This window comes from Winogradskyella sp. (assembly GCF_013213835.1).
In the GTDB taxonomy this organism is placed as follows: domain Bacteria; phylum Bacteroidota; class Bacteroidia; order Flavobacteriales; family Flavobacteriaceae; genus Winogradskyella.
In genome coordinates, this window is record NZ_JABSSU010000006.1 from 25,306 (window position 1) to 46,601 (window position 21,296).

The following is a 21,296-nucleotide window of genomic DNA, read 5'->3' on the forward strand; positions in this document are numbered from 1 at the left end:
GAGGTCTTGAAGAAGGACTTCAGTTTAAAGTCAATTGATAAACATTTAGTTGTAATCTCAAAAATACAAATAACTAACGTTTATCCTAGTGGTTTTGGTATTAAACCATTTTAGGTAAGTAAATAATTCCACCTATAATTACAGCCGTTATTGCTGCGATAAATACGGCGCCAGCAGCTACATCTTTAATAAGTCCTATTTTAGGGTGATGGTCTGGGTGAATGAAGTCAGAGATGTATTCAACAGCAGTATTCATACCTTCAATACTCATGATAAGACCAATCATGGCTATTTGAGCAATCCATTCGGTTTTAGAAATCTCGAAGTAAAATCCTGCGATAGTCATTACTACTGCAATAAAAACCTGAATTTTTATACTAGACTCAGTCTTTATAAGTAGGACCATGCCTTTAAAGGCATAGCCCACACTTTTAAGTCTATTGATAAGAAAAGATTCTTTTTTTTGTTGCATTAAATAGGATTAGGATAAGCTATTAATAGCTGCATCATAATTCGGTTCATCAACGATTTCTCCTACCTGTTCTGTGTGCAATACAGACCCATCAGCATCTAAGACAATAACGCACCTAGAATGCAAGGTTTCTAAAGGTCCGTTTTTAAAAGCTAACCCGTAATTGGTTCCAAAATTACCGTTTTTATAATCAGAAAGTGTTTCAACATTTTCAATACCTTCTGCGCCACAAAAACGCGACATTGCAAATGGTAAATCTTTAGAAATACATAATACCTTGGTGTTTTCTAATTCACTTGCTTTTTTATTAAAAGTTCTTACAGATTGTGCGCAAGTACCAGTATCTATACTTGGGAAAACATTTAACACCAATCTAGTACCCGAATAGTTCTCTAAAGTTTTATCTGCTAAGTCTGGAGCAGTTAACGTAAAATCTGGTGCTTTGCTACCGACTTCTGGTAAGTTGCCTATAGTTTCGACAGGATTTCCTCCTAATGTAATATTTGCCATGTTTTAGGTTTTTAGTCTTACAAATTTAATGATATTCTATCTGTCAACTCCTAAAGAAATTATAATGTTTTGACGGGAAAATTACCCTTTAATGGGGATGTTTATGAATTACAAACATAGGTAGTTTTACACATCTAATAATTTAAAACTATCAATTATGAAGAAGTATTTAATCTTATTGTTTTCGTTATGCATGTTTACATGTGATAAAAAAGACGAGTCCCTAGATCAAGAATTAATAGATCAGTTTAATACAGTGGTCTATGATAATGTGAGAATTGTGCAGCAAAATACTGAGTTATTAAGCTCTACGGAAGACATAATAAATGGAACCTTGGTTATTGAACCAGCGGATCAATTTGAAAATGTTGTAGCTGGTGATGTATTAATAGGCGAAGACAATGGAGGTTACTTAGTAAAGGTAATTGATAAAAATATAGAAGGTACTGTGGTTACTTTTGATGTCGAGCAAGCTAACTTAGAAGATGTTTTTGAACATGCAGAATTTAGTTTTTCCGCAAATCTTTCAGATGATGCTGGAAGAAATGGAGGTAATGGTTCTTCTAGGAATCAATCAATGAATGGGGAAGGTTTTAATTATGATTTTTCGAATACCGTGATTTATCAAGACGGGCCAATTGTTTTTAAGGTGGCTGATGGAAATGCTTCTTTTAATCCCGAATTTACTATTGATTTTGAATTTGAAGATGGAATTCTTCAATTTTTTGAATTTAAGGCTGAAAATGCAGATTTAATAATTGATTGTGGTTTGTTTTTTGGACTTGAAGCTGGGGCTGCATTTAATACTTCTACAACAATTGCTGAGTTCGATAAAACATTTACAACATTTGTAGGACTGGTGCCCGTTGTAGTTACAATTTCTACAGAATTAGTTGCAGAATTATCAATACAAGCAGATGGTCAGTTTGGTTTTACCGGCGGATTCGTTTCAAATAACTCTACAACATTTGGTGCAACTTATAACGATGGGGTTTGGAGTCATATAGGAGACACAAACTCAACAATCACAGGTAAGCCAGTTGAAAATCCAGCTGTGGCTCAAATAAATCAAAATTTAACAATTACACCTAAGATGGATATAAAGTTCTATAATATTGTAGGACCATATTGTACTCCAGTAATGACTGAAGATTTAGAGCTTGGTGTGAGCTTTGATAATACAAACCCAGATTGGAATGCAAAGGTAGATGCAGGACTAGATATTATTGTAGGTGCAGATGCTGAAATATTAGGAACAACCTTAGTCGATTTTAATACAAGTATATATTCTACAAGTACTACAGTATGGCAAGCGCCTACAACATTAGAAATTGTTTCGGGAAACGATCAAGAAGGAAGTCAAGGTGGTCTACTAGATGATCCTCTTAAGGTGAAAGTTACTGATAATATGGGAGATCCGGTATCGAATGTTCAAGTTTATTTTGATGTTACACCAGGTGATGGTGAGTTGAATGAAAGTAATGTTATGACAGATGATGAGGGCTTTGCTGAGGTACAGTGGACATTAGGTACATTTACTACAGAACAAACAGTTAATGTTGAAATAAAGAATTCTCAAGGTAATTCTATTGGTAGTGTATTGCAATTTACAGCTAGTGCTGAAGAAGCTGAAATATCTATAACTGGCGATTTGAACTTTGGTGAAGTTTCTATAGGTTCTACAGAAGATCGAATTTTTACAATAGAAAATGAGTCATTGACAGATGTAAATGTATCTTCAATAGATGTACCAAACGGATTTACAATTAATTGGAATAATGGACTTATTCCATCCGAATCTGTTCAAGAGATAACCGTTACATTTTCACCAACTGAATTGCAAGAATATACTGGGGATATCATAATAAATAATAATGTTGATGATATTAATAATCTTATTTCTGTGAGTGGAACAGGAGTAGTAGAAGATGCAATAAGTTTAACAGGTGATTTAGACTTTGGTGATGTAGAAATCAATTCAACAGCAACTAGAGTATTGACGATTCAAAATAATACAATCATACCAATTATGGTAAATTCAATAACATTACCAAATGGATTTACTGCAAATTGGACTAATGGAATGATAGACGGACAATCATCACAGTTGGTTGATATTATATTCCAACCCACTAACATACAATCATACTCAGGAATAGTAATTGTAAATAATGATTTGGATTCAGAAAATAATACAATTTCAATAGTTGGTGACGGCGTTGAGGTGTCTGAAGGTATAGAAGGCCCTTGGTTGACCTCATATGACAATCCTTGTTCTTCAGGAAATTTTTATAATAACAGAGAGTTAATATTTGAAGCTATTAATGATAACTCGGGGATTATTAATATCGATGAATTTATTCATACCTGGGATACGATTTCAGAAAGCACATATGATTTTGACACTGATACTGGGGTTTTAACAGTTATTATCAATACAAGTGTTACCAATTTCGCAGGAGATTCTGGTTACAGAAATTTCTCTTTTACCGGTACATTAGATCCAAGTACAGATGTCTATTCAGGAAGTTTTAATTATCAATTATTCATTGATAATGGACCCGGATTTACCAATACAAACACCATATGTAATGGCACCATGACCCTTTCAAGACCTGAATAAATAAAAAAGCCCTCTGAAAATTTTTAGAGGGCTTTTTCTATATTGTGTACTTTTTACCTCAACTCAGCACCTAATTTACTTTCAAAATTAGACTGTAGTTTAGACATAATTTTATCAATTTGCTTATCGTTTAGTGTTTTGTTCTCATCTTGAAGCGTAAAACTCACCGCATAACTCTTTTTGCCTTCAGGAAGGTTTTTACCTTCATAGACATCAAAGAGATTTACACTTTTTAGCAATTGCTTTTCAGTTTGTTTTGCAATTGTGTGAATGTCTTCAAATGTTACCTTGTTATCTAACAATAAGGCGAAGTCTCGTCGTACTTCAGGATATTTTGGGATGGCTTTAAACTTAATTTTATTGTGCTTAGCCATTTCTAAAACATTATCCCAATTAAAGTCAGCAAATAATACATTTTGAGATATACCAAAATGCTTCAATATAGATTTTTTAACCAATCCGAAATCTACCAATGTTTTCTTTCCGATAGATAATGATACACCTTCGCTAAGGTTTTTAGATTTTGTCGGAGATGATTTAAATCTTCCCAAGCCTAAACGTTCTAAAACAGCTTCTACTGTTCCTTTTAAATAGAAAAAGTCACTTGGTGTTGCAGAGGTGTTCCAACGTTCTTCTGTTTTATTACCAGATACAAACACAGATAGATGTTTATGTTCTTCGCGTTCCTCAGAATATTGGTGATAAGTTTTGCCGAATTCAAAAAGCTTAAGATCACTTCTCTTTCTATTTATGTTGTGAGCTACAGCTTCTAAACCTGAGAATAATAAAGATTGTCTCATCACTTCTAGATCATTACTCAACGGATTAAGCATTGCGATGTTGTGATCTGCGTTATAAGCTTCACTTAACTCCGCGTATTTAGGTGATGTCAATGAATTAGACATAATCTCAAAGAAGCCTTGCGATGCTAATTGATTACCAATAATGTTTTGAAGTTTGTAATCTTCAAACTTAGAAGAATTAGAAATTGAGGCGTTCAGTTTTTCTGTTGTTCCAACATTATTATAACCGTAAACTCTTAAGATTTCCTCAATAATATCTGCTTCACGTTGCACATCGTTTCTATACGCTGGTACTGTAAGTCCTAAACCAGCTTCTGTAACGTTATTCACTTTTATTTCTAAAGAGGTCAAAATACTTTTTATGGTTTCTCTTGGTATTTCCTCGCCAATTAAACGCTTTGCATTGTCAAAGCTTAGACGTACCTCAAAATCCTTTATTTTATTAGGGTAGGCATCAGAAACATCGCTTGTGATTTCACCACCTGCAATTTCTGTAATCAATAAAGCGGCACGCTTTAACGCATATTCTGTAATATTAGGGTCAATACCTCTTTCGAATCTAAATGACGCATCTGTGTTTAATCCATGACGCTTAGCCGTTTTTCTTACGCTAACAGGATCAAAATATGCACTCTCTAAAAAGACGTTAATTGTGCCATCTGTAACACCAGAATCTATTCCACCAAAAACACCTGCAATACACAATGGTTTTTCGGCATCACAAATCATTAAATCATCTTCATGCAATTCTCTTACAACACCATCTAAAGTAGTAAATTTAGTACCTGCTTTACAGGTTTTTACTTCAACTTTGTTGTTTGCAATTTTGTTAGCGTCAAAGGCATGGAGTGGTTGCCCCAACTCATGTAAAACATAATTGGTAATATCTACAATATTGTTTATAGGTGATAACCCGATAGCCTTAAGTCTATTTTGTAACCATAGCGGTGATGCAGCCACTTTAATCCCAGAAATTGTAACACCACAATAGCGCGGACATTTTTCTTTATCTTGAACGTCAACATCAATCTTAAGAGATCTTGCGTCTACGTGATAAGACATTACTGAAGGTGTAATTAACTCAAGGTTAATTTCCTTTTGTAATAAACCGGCTTTTAAATCTCTTGCAACACCAAAATGACTCATTGCATCAGCACGATTAGGTGTTAAACCAATCTCAAATACCTCATCGTTTTCTATTTCGAAAACTTCAGAAGCTGGCGTACCAACAATTAAGTCTTCATCTAGAACCTTTATACCATCATGAGACTCACCAAGACCTAACTCGTCTTCCGCACAAATCATCCCGAAGCTTTCTTCACCACGAATCTTTCCTTTTTTTATTTTCCAAGCTTCACCTTCTGCTGTATACAATGTCGTACCTATTGTAGCTACGGGTACTTTTTGTCCAGCGGCTACATTTGGCGCACCACATACAATTTGAACAGGGTCTTCTTCACCAATATTAACTGTAGTTACTTTTAGTCGGTCTGCATTTGGGTGTTGCTTACATGTTAAAACTTCACCTACAACAATACCTTTTAATCCACCTTTTACTGATTCGAATTGTTCAATGCCTTCTATTTCTAATCCAAGATCCGTAAGTAATTCGCCAGTTGACTCTGCGTCCCAGTCTGTTTTTATAAACTGCTTAAGCCAGTTATATGATATCTTCATAATTTCAGTTCAATGAAGCCACAAAGATAAAAATACTTGTATGTTAATGAAACTTGAATATGCTTTTTTATGTAAGGTATTTGTTGTTATTTCGATTAATGAAAAAACCTTTAATTATGTCTAGATATATTCTTTTATTAACCGTATTGTCTATCTTTTCGTGTAAACAAGAAGTTTCACAACAAACAAAAGAAACTAAAGCTCTTAAAGTTGGCACTTACAGGGCTCTTTTAGAAGTTCAGGACGATGAATTATTACCTTTTATTTTTGAGGTAGTGTCTAAAGATGAATTGAAGATTTATAATGCAGAAGAAATTATAGAGGTTGATGAGATTCTTTATAAAAACGATTCAGTATTTATCACTACACCAGTATTTGAAGGTTATATAGCTGCTGCTTTTAAAGGTGATAATTTGCAAGGAAGTTTTATAAAGGAAAGTTTAAATAGGGTAGTACCATTTGCAGCTGAATATGGTGAGTTGGGTTCGATAAAACGATTTGAAACGTCAAAGAATGCGACTTCAGATGTCACCGGAATTTGGGAAACCACTTTTAGTCCCGGAATTGAAGGTGATGCATACATCGCGAAAGGTATTTTTAAACAAACTGGTAATTCGGTTACAGGTACATTTAGAACAACAACAGGTGATTATCGCTATCTTGAAGGAACTGTAGATGGAGAAACGATGAAACTTTCCACTTTTGATGGTGCACATGCTTTTTTATTCACCGCTAAAGTGACAGACACAACTTTAGAAGGTACTTTTTATTCTGGGAACCACTGGAAAGAACCATTTATAGCCAAGCGAAATGCTGATTACGAATTGCCAAGTGCTAATGAGCTTACTTTTTTGAAGGAAGGATATGATAGTATTGACTTTACGTTTCCAAATACTTCAGATGAATTGGTAGGTTTGAAAGATGATCGATTTAAAGATAAAGTTGTGGTAGTTCAAATTATGGGTACTTGGTGCCCGAACTGTCTTGATGAAAGTAAATATTATGCTGACTATTACAAAAAGAATAAAGACAAAGATATAGAGTTTATTGCCTTAGCTTTTGAGTATGCAAAAGATAAAGAAAGTGCTTTTAGTCGCATTGATCGATTGGCATCTCGTATTAATATTGAATATCCTATATTATTAGCACAATATGGTTCATCTAGCAAAGTGAAAGCTAATGAGAAGTTACCCATGTTGAATCACGTATTGTCATATCCAACCTCTATTTTTATAGATAAAAAAGGAATAGTGCGCAAAATTCATACTGGTTTTAATGGCCCAGCTACCGGTGAAAAATATGTTGAATTTAAAGCGGAATTTGAGAGTTTTTTAGACCTATTATTGTCTGAATAAATAGAGAAGTCTACGCTATTTATTATCTTTTAAATAAATTATATCAGTGCTAGTGAAGCCAAAAGTAGGCGTACAATGCTATGGCTATAATACAACTTATGAGATTAGTTTTAGATGTTTCAAACTCAGTTTTATAGGCCATTTTCAATGATCTTATAATTAATGGTAGCGATATTACGATTAAAGGAAGATAAAATATAAGGTTAGTAGCTAGCTTATTGGTTTTTTCAGGTGAACTTCCTAATCCTTTGTCTAGAATAAAGTAATAGGTCAAAAATATTAGAATAGAAGAGGAAATATAAATTATTGCAAAAACTATTGCATGTAAGCAAATAGAAAGGACATTTGTTCTTGCTGATAAAATTTTCTTCAGCATAGGTTACGTATATTTTATTAAAATCTTACTTAGTAGAAAATCTAATTATCCCTATTTAATACTAGCTCTATTGCTTTGTCTGCAGTATTAAGTTCTCGATATAGTGTTTTAAAGAATTCTTCCTCATCTTTTGGGTATTTTATATTGATATCTGCAGGTATTCCGGTAACTTCATAGAGTTTACCATCCATAGATTCATAAACTTCATTAGACATTTCATAAGTCCATCCATTTGGTAATTCTTTCGATAAGACATCTGATAAAGCGCCATTACTATTAGAACCAACTCTTTTAAAATTAGGAAAATTTAATGTCGCAACGATCGTAGTCTCTGCAGCACTCACAGTATAATGACTAGTTAGTATATAAACAGGTTTTAGATAAGCATCATTTGAAGGCTTAATTTTAATGGTTTGCTCGCCAGCAAACCCGTTTTTAAATCGTCTTCGTTTTTTGAAAATATCATATTCTTTATCAATAAAATGACTTATAAACGCTAATCCTACCATATCGTATCCGCCACCATTAAATCTTAAGTCTATAATACATTGCTCTGTATTTGTAATTTCTTTGGTTATTAATCCTGAGATATAATGAGCGCCTTCAATAACATCTTTAAAATAATCGTCACTTTCTTCCGCAATTTCCCAATATTGATTTATACTTTTTGGATTGTAATTTGCTAGTCCATCCATACCATTTAGCTGAATGTATGCTGTAGAGTTGTCAATGAAACCCCATGATACTTGCCCTAAGTTGTATGTGCTGTAATTAGAAACATATTTATTTAGTATTTTTTTTGAAGCAAGCTTATCATATTGTAAAGTGTCTGTGCTTGCGTTTAATTCATCCCATTGCTCTTCAAATTCTTCAGGTACTTCAATATCTGAATGCTCGTCCTTGAGCTCAGAAATCATTTTTTCTAGCAGTAAATAGAACTCAAATGTTGGTGTTTCTTCAGTAAATTGAACTTCATATTTATGTTTTATGGTCTTCCAATTGATATTACGTTCTTTAAAAAAAGCATATTGCTCATTAAAGGTATGCCAGAGCGTTTCAAAATTGTAACGATTACTTTGTATTTGGCCTTCGGTAAGTTCTTTACATAACTCGGGTTTCTTTTTCAACTTTTTGTATGTAAAGATTGTATAGCCTTCCTCTATAACAAAAGTACTATCATCAATTACTGTTAAAGTTGGTGTTTTTGTATTAAAGTAGTTTCTAGAAACCTTCCAAGCGGGAAAACAATTAAAGGTACTGCTATAATATGAAGTCACTATTGAGTCATTAATTTCAATTATTTCGCCTTCACCTTGCTGTTCATAATAACCCTTTAAATCTTCTTTTTTAATTGATGAAATTGATGGATGCGTTTTTTTGCAGCTTAAAATAATTAAAAGAGTAATTAAGGCTAGAATTAATTTATTCATAAATGGAATGATATGAGCACAAATGTTTGAATTAATAAGTAGTCGTCATATTTTCATCTACACAAATAATAAAATCTGCTTTACCTAAATTTTCTTCTAATAATTTGTCTACAGATTCTTGTGTAACTGTTGAGATAGTGGTATAGTTTAGATCGTCTCGCTCTTGTTTGAGATACCATAAAATACCTTCATAAAAATCGGAATGAAACGCACCATTGTAATGCATAAATAAATGGTCCTCTTTATAATTCTTTAATATAAAGTGTGCCATCGTCGCATCTTTGATGGCTTGTGCTTTAACTAAAAGAGGTGATGCATGATCACCCATCATTTTAAGAATGCTCTGATAGGTTGGTAATTCTATATCAAAAGCTATTGGTAAAGGTGCAATCCACGATTTTTCTTTAGTTGTCAATGAGTCTAAAACTGCAAAATCTTTTTTATAGACCATATTTGCATATCGCCTAGGAATATTTGTGGCAACAAATTCTAAATTATGATCCTTTGCAAAATCAACTAAAGGTGCATAATCTGTTTTATAATTAGGCCATAGTCGTGCTAAGGAATCTAATTCTTTGTACTCAATACTTTCTTTAATATATTTAGTCAGAGCTATTTGGTTGTCTGCTTCAAACATCTCAGCACCTAAAATAAGGTCTCTTTCTTCATTTAAATCTGATGTAACTTCATATTGTAGCCAATGTGAAATGGGATTGTTATGTAGTTCGCCAAATAAAACAATATCAGTCTTTTTAAGGGTTTTTAGCATTTTCTTGTAGCTTACTTTTTTGCCTTTTGAGTTATAAATGACATAAGCTTGTTTTTGAGCTAACGAGGTATTGCATAACACTAATAGCGGAAGCAATAAAAAAAGTATTTTTTTCATTAATCGGTGATGTTGACTGAGCTGTTTTTTCTCTATTTAAATTATCTTATTCATTGTAAATTAAGAAATATCATACTTTATAAAAGTAGAATTTTTATAAAAAAACGTTAAGATTAATTTACTTAATTTATCAACTAAATAGGAACTGCTTTTCATCTAAACTTTGATGAGTTTTGATATTTGATTATTAATCGAAATAAAGTAAAGACCTTGTTCTAAATCTTCAATATTAATTTGGTTGTCTTGAGATTCAAGTATTACAGCTTTTATTAAGACTCCTGCGCTGTTATAGATATTTACATGAAGTGGTGTTGTTTTTGAGTGGTTTATGAATACTAACTTTGAGCAAGGATTCGGATAAATATTGAAACCAGGGGATTGCATTTCATTTAAGCTCATTGTTTGCGAGCAGTTTGCAATATTCCCAAGGTTTTCAATAGCATTAAACACGTCTTGTTCTACAGTATAAAAAACTGAGTTATTATTTGTTTGATAACCCGCACCTATTCCGTTATTCATAAATATAAAACCGAAATTTCTGTCCAAATCAAAATAGGCATTACTTACTAAGCCATAAGCTTCACCTGAATGTCCATATAAGGATTGGCTTCCTGGTAATGCGATATCATTTGCTGGCGTAGATGTAATACGATGGATTCCTAAACCCCAACTTAAAAACAAGCCATAATAGTTATTCCCATTACTGCCATTATAAGTCCATGCATTAGATAGCATTAAACTACAACTTGAAGTTGATAATAGATTTACACCATCATAGGTACCTTCATTCATTAGAACAAGAAATATTTTTGCAAGATCTTGAGCTGAACATCTAAATCCACCTTGTGGGTTAAATAGACCACCATTAGTTCCTGGTATATAGTTATCTAGGTTATTAAATAATGGCTGAACACCTTGGTAATTATCTACTTGAGCAGTCCAAATATTATTGATTTTTCGGTATATAACTGCAAGTTGATCTATGTTGTTAAGGTCGTTTACATTAAACGAGGCATCTATACCTAGCGGATCGCTAATATTTTGCTTACAATAAATATCGAATCTTAAATTGGTTAACTTTTCTACTATAGTACCAAGAATAATATAATTAATATTAGAATAATTGAAATACGTCCCTGGTAATGTGTTGTTAAATTGAGAGATACTATAATAATTGCCACCAGACACTAAAATTTCGCTAAGATTTGGGGTAGGAATAGTATTGTTTGTATCATTTAAAAAACTATTATAAGTCGGTCCATCAATAATTGTAGAGGTATGAGATAATAACATTCTTGTGGTGATTGGGCTTGATGTGAAATATGGATTCTCAACAGTATAACCTAATATAGTACTTATATCAGCATCAATGTCAAGCAAGTTTTGTTCAACAAGCTGCATTATTGCTATTGCAGTAATTGTTTTAGAAATACTGGCGATTCTATATTTAGTATCAATACTCATATTGATATTTCTGTCATAATCAGACATACCAATAGCTAAGTTTTCTTCAATACCATCACTACAAAAGGTAACAAGAGAGCCACCCATTAAATCATTATTTGAAGAAATAAGGTTAAATTCGGTACCAAGGTTCTGAGCTTGAATATTAGCAAAGCAAATAATCAGTAAATGAACAACGTTAAGAACTGTATTGATACTTTTCATTAAGTTTTATGTTGTGACAGATGTACAAGTTAAAACTAAGATTATGAAAACTAAATGTTATATAATCTTTTTCATAAACAATAACCCATAAATTTCTTACATCTTAATTAAATAGTTGTAGATTAACCTATTATGAAACTAATGGAATACCAACAGTAAAACGAGTACCTTTTTTTAGTTTATCGACAGAAATGAAACCGTTATGTTTTTCAACGGTACGCTTTATAAATTCCATACCTAAGCCAAAACCATTATCTGAATGCTGGTGATTATTATCTTCTGTTTTACCAGTAATCCAGTTTATGAGATCATTGCTCATGCCTATACCAGAATCTTTAACTGAGAGTAATGCGAATCCTTCTACATCAGTTACTTCGACTAAAACACCTTCTTTAGAATATTTAAGTGCATTATCAATAATATTCTGTATCATTCTACTTATTTCGTGTATACTTACATGAATATCAGTATTTTGACTAAGTTGTTGAATGATGAGTCTATTTTTAAAAGCGTGATTAGAAGATATTATACTAACTTGTGCTTTCGCAAGAGCACTTAATTTTATTTTCTTTTTTTCGTTATGTTTAATTGAATCACCCTGATCTATTACTAACATACTAGATGCTGTTGCAATAGCATTTTCAGCAGCTAATCCAATGGTGTCAAACAGTTCTTTGGCTTTTATATTATCAAATTTCACCTTATCTTTTAAGATGTGATGAATAGAAGCAATAGAGCCAATTGGAGAACGTAAATAGTGTGCAACAGTTCTTGACATTTGTTTTTGCACTCTCAGTAATTTTTTAAGTTCATGCCTTTTATGAGCATTTGCTTTATCCATTGGTATAAAAATTAGGTATACCTCTAGTAAAATGATTAAGATGGTTACTATGGCAAGTATAACCTCTATTCTTGTGAGTGCGGTTAGTTTGTTTTCATAGTTTTTTTGAATAAGTTCTACAAACTTGTTCTGAGCATTGATGTAACTCGATTCAATTTTCTCAAGTTTTACGAGCGCTTTACTATTAGTTTTTTTACTAATGCATATTATTTTACCTGCGCTCACTATTTCTTGAGCAATTTTTGTCGTTTTATCAAAGTGTTCTCTTTCAATTTCATACAACTCTGGGTCTAGACCGTATTTTACTTTTATAATATGATTTTGAAAAAGATCTACAGTTTCACATAGCATACTTTGAGGTAAATTGTTATTATTTACTCTAAAACTTTGCTGAACAATTCTTTGACTTAGCATTCGCATTCGCCCAGCATCATTAATTAATTCACCGTCTGATTCTAGTTTATGCAGTTTATAATGTACCATTACTTGTGATGATACAAGCAAAAAAATAATCGAAGTAACAAAGAAAACGTAAAGGGTTTTTCTTTTTTTAAAGGATAACATGTTTAGTTAAGTTTTTGGGGTTAACTCGTCTAAAAGTTTGTTACAGAGAGACGTGCGCAAGATCTTAAATAATTGACAGGCAAAAATTGATGTATGTTAATGAATAAGGATAAAACGTTAAAAATAATCGATAAAGTGCGTGTTTTTGATCAGGTCAGTCTGTAATTATAAAGTGATTTTCTGTTTTTAAAATCATAAATTGTACGTTGTTTTTAAATACAATTATATTATTTAGAGTATTATCTTTTTGGATATGAAAAACTCAAGCACTTTGTCATCACGTTTAATAACAATTTCTGTCTTATCAAGTTCTTTGTAACCCCAACCAGATTGTTTGAACATTTCACAGATGTTATTAGTTGAAAGATGTTCAAATCTACTTTCATTTATCCTTAAAATTTGATCACCTATTTTAAGCTTGTTTGTATTATTTGAATCATTGTAAATGGATCCAACATATAACCCATCTGCTCGCCAATCTATGCCAAAACCAAAGTTTTCAATTGTGTTGTATTTATATTCAATTAATTGAAGCATGTAAATTTTTTGGTTTTGCCAATCAAGAATTACATCATAATTTTCAAAGTAATTGTTACCTATATTATCATCATGGGTGCTAAATTCTAATATTTTATCATCTAAGGTAGCATTACCAATTTTTAAATGATCAATAATTCCAAAGTAAAGTGTGTCAGTTTTTGCTTTTCCTCCTACACCATAAGAAGTAGAACCTATGGCATATGTAGATTTTACTTCTTTTTGTTTTTGAAGTACTTTCAGTGCTTTTGTAGGAAGTGAAATATCGCCATTTGATCCTGTGTCGAAAGTAAGATTACTTACTTCAACGTTATCTAAATTTAAATCTATAAGTGGTGTGCCTTGGGTTTTTTCTTTGAAGCTAATGGTGTTGTACTCTTTGGTGATATTGAGATTGTCAAGTTCATCTGTAATTGTAATTTGTTTGTTTTGATAATCTATTTTCCAAATAGCTTTTCTCATTAAGTTAGATCCAATAATACCATCTAAATTTAGACATTTCATGACTTCTGAATTTCCTAAATCTTGAATAACTGCACCTGTGTTTTTGAAGACGACATTACCCAAAACAATCTTGTCTAAATTTACATAAGATTGATTACTTAAAGAATGTCCACCTGAATCATTGATAGCACCATAAGCCAAAGTTTTTATTTTTTGCTTTTCAGCAAATTCTTGAGAAATAACATTAGGAGCACCGGTATCAAAAAGAAAACGACCTAGTTGACCATTAATTTCTGCTTCTATAATAGGAAGTTGTGCTTCGTAACTAAAAGAAATAATCTCAAAAAAGTTCTCGTTTTCAACACTCCCTGACGTCATGAGCTGGTATGTTTTTGAAGAATTACATGATGTCAATAGAATTAAAATTAGGAGATAACTTTTTTTCATTTTAATCTATTTAAATTTTACAACTTATTAGAAGTTTCATTAAGGAATTTTAGTACACAAACTAATATAAGGATAAAAATAATAAGCTATGCTTTTTGTTCTGAATTAGATTAAAATATAAAGCTTTCTTTATAGCTAATTTAAATTAATTCATTATTGACTATAAGGTTAAACTTTTATGTTTAGCATATACCTACAGGAAAAGTCTTACTTTTATAGAATATATTAAACAAAGTTTTATGCACAATTAAAGTATATTTAGTGTAAAATATTCTCAATTGTATTTTTCTTTTTTAGAGTTTATTGAATTTACTGATTTATAAATTTCACCAATATTGTTAGAGCTTCTTTTTTTATAATAATTTGATGTATGATATTTTCTTTCGTTTTTTGAAAGGCTAGAGATGTAAATCATAATTTTTAGGAATTCTTTTTGTTATATTTAAACTGTAAACCCTAAATATGAAATCATTAGTATCAGAAATCGCAAAAAAAGCTTTTGAAAATTCTGATTCTCCATCAATTTTTACTGATGAATACGGATTTATTGTATGGTGTAATCAAGCTTTCGAAAGAATATCAGAATATACTTTATCTGAGGTAAAGGGAAAAAGGCCAGGTCAAATACTACAAGGTTCAGAATCTGACCCCAAAAAAGTCCAAGTCATGAAAGAGGCTGTAGCGAATGCTCGTGCCTTTGAGCTTGAAATTGATAATTATACAAAATCAGGAAAAAAATATCGCACGCAAATTAGCTGCGAACCTGTTTTTGATGATTCTAATCTCCATATTGGTTTTTTTTCCATTCAGCCAACAGTCACAAGAAAAAAGCTTATTGACCAGAGGAAGCTTGTTGAGGCAACTAAATTATTAGAAGCAATCTTTAATAATGCTCAAGTTGCAGTGATTATTGCTGATGATGATATGATTGTAAGACGCGCAAATCCTTATGCTTGCAATATGTTAGGTTATAAGCGAGACGAGCTTTTAGGGATGACTGTATTAGATTATACTCGTAAAGTTGCTTTATCTGAAAATTTGTGGAATGAGTTTATGGATAAAGAAATGCAGATTGGTGAAATAGAACTATTACATAAATCTGGCCGGGTAATCTATGGTGAATATAAAGCTGTCTCTGATGTTTTACCAGGAAAACATCTTTCTGTGATAACTGATATAACCGAAAAGAAGGAAAAAGAAAGAGAAATTCTGATGAAGAATAAGCAACTGGCTTTAGCAAATGAGTCCATGAAAACATTGTTTTCAATAATTGGGCATGACTTGCGCGAACCTTTAGCAAACCTGCAACAGGCTTTAGAATTATTGGATAGACCTGAAGTAAAACCTGAAGAATATAAAGTTTTTTTTGAAGGTATTTCGAAGAATTTAGATGCCAATAAATGGATGCTGAATAACCTTTTGAGTTGGGCCAAACAGCAACAAGATGGTTTTAAGTTAGATATTAAAAAAATCGATTTAGTAGAGCTCATTAATAATATTTTCATCCTTCATCAAGAAAGAGCTAAAAGAAAAGGTATTGAGTTAAAATTAGAGGTCTCTTCTAAATCTATTTTTTTAAATTCTGATAAAGAAGCGTTAAGTTTAGTGTTACGTAATCTTTGTTCAAATGCCATTAAATTTACATCAAATGGTGATGTCATAAAACTAAGATTAGCTGATGATGTAAAGTCAATAAGATTTGAAGTATCAGATACAGGAAATAGAATATCTTCAGAAAATATAGATAAGATTTTTTCAACAGGATATACAACTCGCGGCAGTAAACTGGAAAAAGGAACTGGACTTGGTCTAACTTTGTGCAATGAGTTTTTGGCCTCGCTTGATTCTAAATTAGAGGTGGAATCTACACTGGGTAAAGGAACGACTTTTTATTTCGATTTGGCTAAATAATTTCGGGTTTTTACTTACCAATTGCATTAATGGAAGCAATAAACTTTAGTGATGCATTGTAAATTATGCGCTTGGGTTGTCTGAACTAAGAATTTTTTGTGGTAATACTAGAGTTACCTTAGTCCCAACATTAACTTCGGATTTAAATTGAATTTTACCTTTGTGCTCTTGAATAATTGATTGAGAAATTGATAATCCTAAACCTGTTCCTTTTCCAGGAGATTTTGTTGTAAAAAAAGGATCTAGTATTCGGTCTAAATCTTCTTTAGATATGCCATGTCCGTTATCTTCGATATTAATCATAACCTGATTATCTTTCATTATTGATGAAATATTAATAAATCCTTCATCTTCTATCGAATCTATTGCGTTGACTAGTAGGTTAAGTATCACTTGATGTAATTTACCGTTGTTACCTTCAACTACACCTAAATTTTCATCTAATCTTTGTTTTATTTTAATACGACCTTTAGTTCTGTGGTCAAGTATAGCAATGCAATCTTCGATTATAGAATTTAAATCGCAGTCTTCTGTATTATCATCGTTAGATCTACTGTAAATATTAAGACTCTTTACGATTTTATTTGCACGATCTGTACCAGATTTAATCCATTGTAGATATTCTCTGATATCTTCCTTTTTAATGTCTTTGTTTTTAGATTTTAACTCTTCGCTTATTGCGGTATAACCACCATGAATATAATTTAATGGATTGTTAATCTCGTGAGCAATCCCAGCGGTTAAAACGCCTAATGAGGCCATTTTCTCTGATTGCGCAAGCTTAGTGTGCGTTGCATTGAGATTCTCTAGAGTTACTTTAAGCTCCATGTTGGTTTCTTGTAGCTCTTGGGTACGTAATTTTACTTGTTCTTCTAGGATTATGTTCTGTTCTTGGATTATTATTTCATTTTCCTGTGCCATCCTTAATGCCTGTGCTTGAGAAGCTTCTTTTTCTTGTCTTAGTATATTAATTCTGTCAGCTAGAGCTACTGAGAGTAATATGGCTTCAATACTAGAGCCTATCAACATTGAGCCGTGTAAATATTTATTGTATGGAATTACACCTAAATTTATTAATGCAAAAATGATTACACTACACAAAAAAATAGACCATGCCGTAAGAAAAAATTTGGCAGGTTTATAACCAACTATAGATAATTTAATACCTGCAATTAATCCAATTATTGATCCATAAAGAGATACAAAGTTTACCCAGTGAAAAGCGACTACAGACCAGTTCATAAGAATTAGAAACACACCAAATAGATCTAAAATAACTACTATGAAAAAAAGTCTGTAAAGGGGTAATGATTTGGTTCTTAAGTTTAAAAATTTAGAAACAAAAAAAACTGATGTAATAGCTACTAATGCGCCAGAAAGCGTTGCAAATTTTTGATTAAAATTTGGAAATTCTTGAAATAGAAATCGGTCTGTGTAACCAAATAATGCTGTTTGTGTAAAAAGCAAGGTAAAAAGATAAACTACATAATATGAATATACTTTATCTCTTGTAAATATTTGAATTACAAGGTTGTATAGAAGCATTACTAGAATAATGCCAATAAAAACACCAATTAAAAGATCTTTATGAGTTAGTGTTTGAAATAAGGATTGGGATGAATGAATTTCAAAAGGTAAGACTATAGGTTTAGAACTGTAAATTTTAAAATAGTAGGTCTTAACACCATCTAAAATAGGAAAAATAAAATCTGAACTAGGATATGGTCTTGTGTTAAAATTAAAAGATTGTCCTGTTCTGTGAATTCTGTTAAAACTACCACTAATGTCATAAGTCCAAAGTTCAACATGGTCTATAAGCGAATAGGCTAGGTAAATGTAATTATCCTTAGTAGCCATTTCAACTGGAATTTCCAGTTGAACAGCAATCCACTTCCCATTGTCATAGTTAGCAACATTATTTTCTACAAATTCAAAATTCTGGGTTGGTAGACTTTCGCCACTAAATTCATCATCTAAGTCAACTGTATATAATGATAGATTTTGAGCCGTTAGTGAATTAATTAAAAGGCCAGAAGCGAATAGAAGTATTTTTATGATGTGGGGTAATTTCATCCCATTCTCGGTAAATATATTTCAAGTTACTTAAAAAAATGGATTAGTAGAAGTATAACAATGATTATTTGATGTAGGTTAAAATAAAGACTCTGAGTGTTAGTGGTCTATAAGGAAAGTCCCACAGCTTAATTTAAATTATAAAACTTTGGTTGCATTGTGCTGGATCATTCCTCTGTCTATTCTGTTCTTTATAATGGTGTATAAGTTACTAAAATTGCTTGCAGTATAAACAATACCACGAAAGGTATAAATAAGTAACCAACAACGTCTCTAGCTTGTATTTTGATACCTTTTCCCATTACCGGAAACACAATGAGTAAAAAGAAAGGCTGTAATAAGTTGCTTAAGCTTTCTCCGTAAGCCACAGACATTGACGCTCTTGCTGTCATTGCAGTAACCTCAGTAGAGGACATGTTTACATCTAATTCTTGAACCATTGAAATAATGCTTGGACCAATTACTGCAAATTCACCACCAGCCGAAGGAATTGCAAAATTGATGATTCCACCTGTAAGATAAGAGATAAACGCATAATTGTCTTTAGAGGCAATAGAAACCAAAGCATGACTAATTAATTCGCCTAAACCCGAAGCCATCATTATACCCATAATACCAGCGTAAAATGGATATTGAAATAATATACCAGAAATATTACTACTTGCACGTTTCATAGCAATACTATATCTCATTGGTGTAAAATGTAAAAACATACCAATGATAAGAAAGATGAAGATCATGATGTTAAAATTAAGATCAAAACCTTGCGTATAGAAATGATAAATGATATAAGCTAATCCTAAAGTAGCAACAGTGATTTGAAGCCAGCTTGCATTATTTAATGCGTCTGACATGGCTCTGTAAGGCAGTTTGTATGATAGTGCTTCATCCTTAATAGAGTTATCCTCGCTTTTGTCTTCAATTTGTAGGTCTTTAAGTTCTTTCCCTTCAAATGATTTAGGTATGAGCACCCAAATTAATAAGGGTGAAAAAATAACAAACAAACCAATCATCATAAGGTTTAGTGTTGATCCTAAGCTATATGCTGTTGAAATTGTTTCATGAAGTACTCCGTTTTCAATTAGAAAGTTGTTTTCTGTATTCAAAAGTAATGCGATTGAGCTCGATAAACCACAAACCCAACCATTAAAAGAGAAATATACACATGCAACCAAAAAAGGATAGTGGATGCCTTTTATTCTTAAAGCTAATTCCCTTGCTAAAATGGCAGTTATTACAACCATTCCAAAACTTACTAAGGATAGTAATGCACCAAGAGCAATAACAATAAGGTAAACTTGTGTTGGTGTTTTTATAAATTTTGTTAAATGGTCAATCCCATTCTTTATAAGTGGTGATTGAGCAATGCAATAAGCAGTAATTATGATAAGAACAATCTGCATACCGAATGATAGCAAGTTCCAAAAACCATTATACCAACCTTCTAATATTAAAATAGGCTTTGTATCAGTATAAACTAAAGCCAATACTATTGTAATTAAAGTAAGAAGCAAAGCGAAAACATAGGCACTAGGCATGTATTTTGTAAAGCTCTCAGTGAATTTTTGACCAAGTTTAGTAATCATCTTTCATTAGTTATTGATACAAGATAAATGAAAAATCTAAAATCCTATTTGGTGAGGTTGTTATTCTTAAGAATTCGTTAATTAACACTATTATAAGTTTCTTTAACATGATGCTAACAAGCACTACCGTAAATCATTGTAACTTGCTGTTAAATCAATCAATATTAATAAGTTATTCTTAAGAAAACGCTTAGTTATGTTTTGAAAAGGTCTGGTTGTAGTTGGTGCCAGACCTTTTCTTATTTCCATCTAAGGATTACAAAAATTGCAATACATTGGATCTTCTGTTTGCTTGTTGTTTGGGTATAATTTTTCTTCGGAAAAATCACAGTGTTTACAACTGTAAGTAACACTGAGTGTTGAGTTGGTTGGTGAACCGCATAAATCACAAGGTAATCCTTTTGTGTAATCCATTATACCAAATCCAGGTTTCTGGCAATTGGGGCAAATTGAATTAATTTTTTCTGCGATCTTATTTGTAGTAGTTTCTATCACCTTCATGCGAGTAGGATTGTACATGGCACGCATATCAGTTTCAACAAAAACAGACTTATATTTAGAATGTAAATATTGAAAACCTCTTTTTAAATCTTCAATAGTTGTTATCCCTTTAATCATATCTGAAGTTTCAGATTTTGATTTCTTCAAAATTAACCCATGAGATGGAAATTTTGCACTCTCGGCAAATTCTAATAATTCAATTTCTGAGAGAACTTCCTTTCCGTTAAAGTTAGTGTCTGTACTCAATACTTTTGCAACAATTTCTAATTTATTCTTTTTGTCAATGAAAATTAATAGCTCTTCATCTGCACTTGCAAAAAATAAGGTTGGGTGTTGACCAAAAGAACCTTCACTGGCAATGCCTAAGTCGCAATTATTCGATTCCATTGCTTTAAGACATTTTTGACGTGCAGTATCTAATGGGTTGTTTTTTCGTTCTATTTCACCAGAAAATGTACCTAATTCATCCGTATCAAATTCTGGGTCGATAAAACACTTTACTCCAAGCTTACCTTCAAGAATTGGTGCAATGACAGCTTCCTTTTTGTGTTTGGTAGCTATAATGAGTCTCCTGTCCTTGAATAAATCCATA

At 32.0% G+C, this 21,296-nt stretch carries 15 protein-coding genes; 3 read left to right on the forward strand and 12 right to left on the reverse strand.

Annotated elements, in window-relative coordinates:
• Positions 1 to 100: 100 nt before the first annotated feature.
• Positions 101 to 472, reverse strand: a complete 372-nt coding sequence (locus HRU50_RS10360; RefSeq protein WP_296350947.1) for a diacylglycerol kinase family protein — start codon at positions 470 to 472, stop codon at positions 101 to 103.
• A gap of 9 nt (positions 473 to 481) precedes the next feature.
• On the reverse strand, positions 482 to 982 hold the full coding sequence (gene tpx, locus HRU50_RS10365; protein ID WP_296350949.1) for a thiol peroxidase: 501 nt from the start codon (positions 980 to 982) through the stop codon (positions 482 to 484).
• Between the two features lie 157 nt (positions 983 to 1,139).
• Here tpx and HRU50_RS10370 point away from each other — a divergent pair, with 157 nt between their 5' ends.
• Complete coding sequence (locus HRU50_RS10370; protein ID WP_296350951.1) at positions 1,140 to 3,605, forward strand: choice-of-anchor D domain-containing protein; 2,466 nt, start codon at positions 1,140 to 1,142, stop codon at positions 3,603 to 3,605.
• A 53-nt stretch (positions 3,606 to 3,658) separates the two neighbouring features.
• Here the strand turns inward: HRU50_RS10370 and pheT are convergent, their stop codons facing one another.
• Positions 3,659 to 6,085 carry a phenylalanine--tRNA ligase subunit beta gene (gene pheT, locus HRU50_RS10375; protein ID WP_296350953.1) on the reverse strand — a complete coding sequence of 809 codons (2,427 nt, stop codon included), beginning with the start codon at positions 6,083 to 6,085 and terminating at the stop codon, positions 3,659 to 3,661.
• Positions 6,086 to 6,201: 116 nt separating this feature from the next.
• On the opposite strand from pheT, the gene HRU50_RS10380 reads away from it, so the two are divergent.
• Complete coding sequence (locus tag HRU50_RS10380; RefSeq protein WP_296350955.1) at positions 6,202 to 7,440, forward strand: peroxiredoxin; 1,239 nt, start codon at positions 6,202 to 6,204, stop codon at positions 7,438 to 7,440.
• Positions 7,441 to 7,489: 49 nt separating this feature from the next.
• On the opposite strand, the gene HRU50_RS10385 is transcribed toward HRU50_RS10380, so the two are convergent.
• The 6 genes from HRU50_RS10385 to HRU50_RS10410 form a co-directional block, all read right to left on the reverse strand.
• A complete protein-coding gene (locus HRU50_RS10385; protein ID WP_296350957.1) occupies positions 7,490 to 7,816 on the reverse strand; it encodes a hypothetical protein in 327 nt (108 codons plus the stop codon).
• Positions 7,817 to 7,857: 41 nt separating this feature from the next.
• Positions 7,858 to 9,246: a S41 family peptidase gene (locus HRU50_RS10390; RefSeq protein ID WP_296350959.1), complete on the reverse strand. Its 1,389-nt coding sequence runs from the start codon at positions 9,244 to 9,246 to the stop codon at positions 7,858 to 7,860.
• 31 nt (positions 9,247 to 9,277) lie between these two features.
• On the reverse strand, positions 9,278 to 10,132 hold the full coding sequence (locus tag HRU50_RS10395; protein WP_296350961.1) for a ChaN family lipoprotein: 855 nt from the start codon (positions 10,130 to 10,132) through the stop codon (positions 9,278 to 9,280).
• 156 nt (positions 10,133 to 10,288) lie between these two features.
• A complete protein-coding gene (locus HRU50_RS10400; RefSeq protein ID WP_296350963.1) occupies positions 10,289 to 11,800 on the reverse strand; it encodes a serine hydrolase in 1,512 nt (503 codons plus the stop codon).
• A 130-nt stretch (positions 11,801 to 11,930) separates the two neighbouring features.
• Complete coding sequence (locus HRU50_RS10405; protein ID WP_296350966.1) at positions 11,931 to 13,124, reverse strand: ATP-binding protein; 1,194 nt, start codon at positions 13,122 to 13,124, stop codon at positions 11,931 to 11,933.
• Positions 13,125 to 13,436: 312 nt separating this feature from the next.
• A complete protein-coding gene (locus HRU50_RS10410; protein WP_296350967.1) occupies positions 13,437 to 14,564 on the reverse strand; it encodes an aspartyl protease family protein in 1,128 nt (375 codons plus the stop codon).
• A gap of 531 nt (positions 14,565 to 15,095) precedes the next feature.
• On the opposite strand from HRU50_RS10410, the gene HRU50_RS10415 reads away from it, so the two are divergent.
• Positions 15,096 to 16,544 (forward strand): PAS domain-containing sensor histidine kinase, encoded by a 1,449-nt coding sequence (locus HRU50_RS10415; protein WP_296350969.1) that lies wholly within the window; start codon positions 15,096 to 15,098, stop codon positions 16,542 to 16,544.
• A gap of 63 nt (positions 16,545 to 16,607) precedes the next feature.
• Here HRU50_RS10415 and HRU50_RS10420 read toward each other — a convergent pair whose 3' ends face one another.
• The 3 genes from HRU50_RS10420 to HRU50_RS10430 form a co-directional block, all read right to left on the reverse strand.
• Positions 16,608 to 18,617 carry a 7TM diverse intracellular signaling domain-containing protein gene (locus tag HRU50_RS10420; protein ID WP_296350972.1) on the reverse strand — a complete coding sequence of 670 codons (2,010 nt, stop codon included), beginning with the start codon at positions 18,615 to 18,617 and terminating at the stop codon, positions 16,608 to 16,610.
• Positions 18,618 to 18,808: 191 nt separating this feature from the next.
• Positions 18,809 to 20,203, reverse strand: a complete 1,395-nt coding sequence (locus HRU50_RS10425) for a TIGR00366 family protein (RefSeq protein WP_296350974.1) — start codon at positions 20,201 to 20,203, stop codon at positions 18,809 to 18,811.
• A 249-nt stretch (positions 20,204 to 20,452) separates the two neighbouring features.
• Positions 20,453 to 21,295 (reverse strand): DUF6671 family protein, encoded by an 843-nt coding sequence (locus HRU50_RS10430; RefSeq protein ID WP_296350976.1) that lies wholly within the window; start codon positions 21,293 to 21,295, stop codon positions 20,453 to 20,455.
• Position 21,296: the final 1 nt, after the last annotated feature.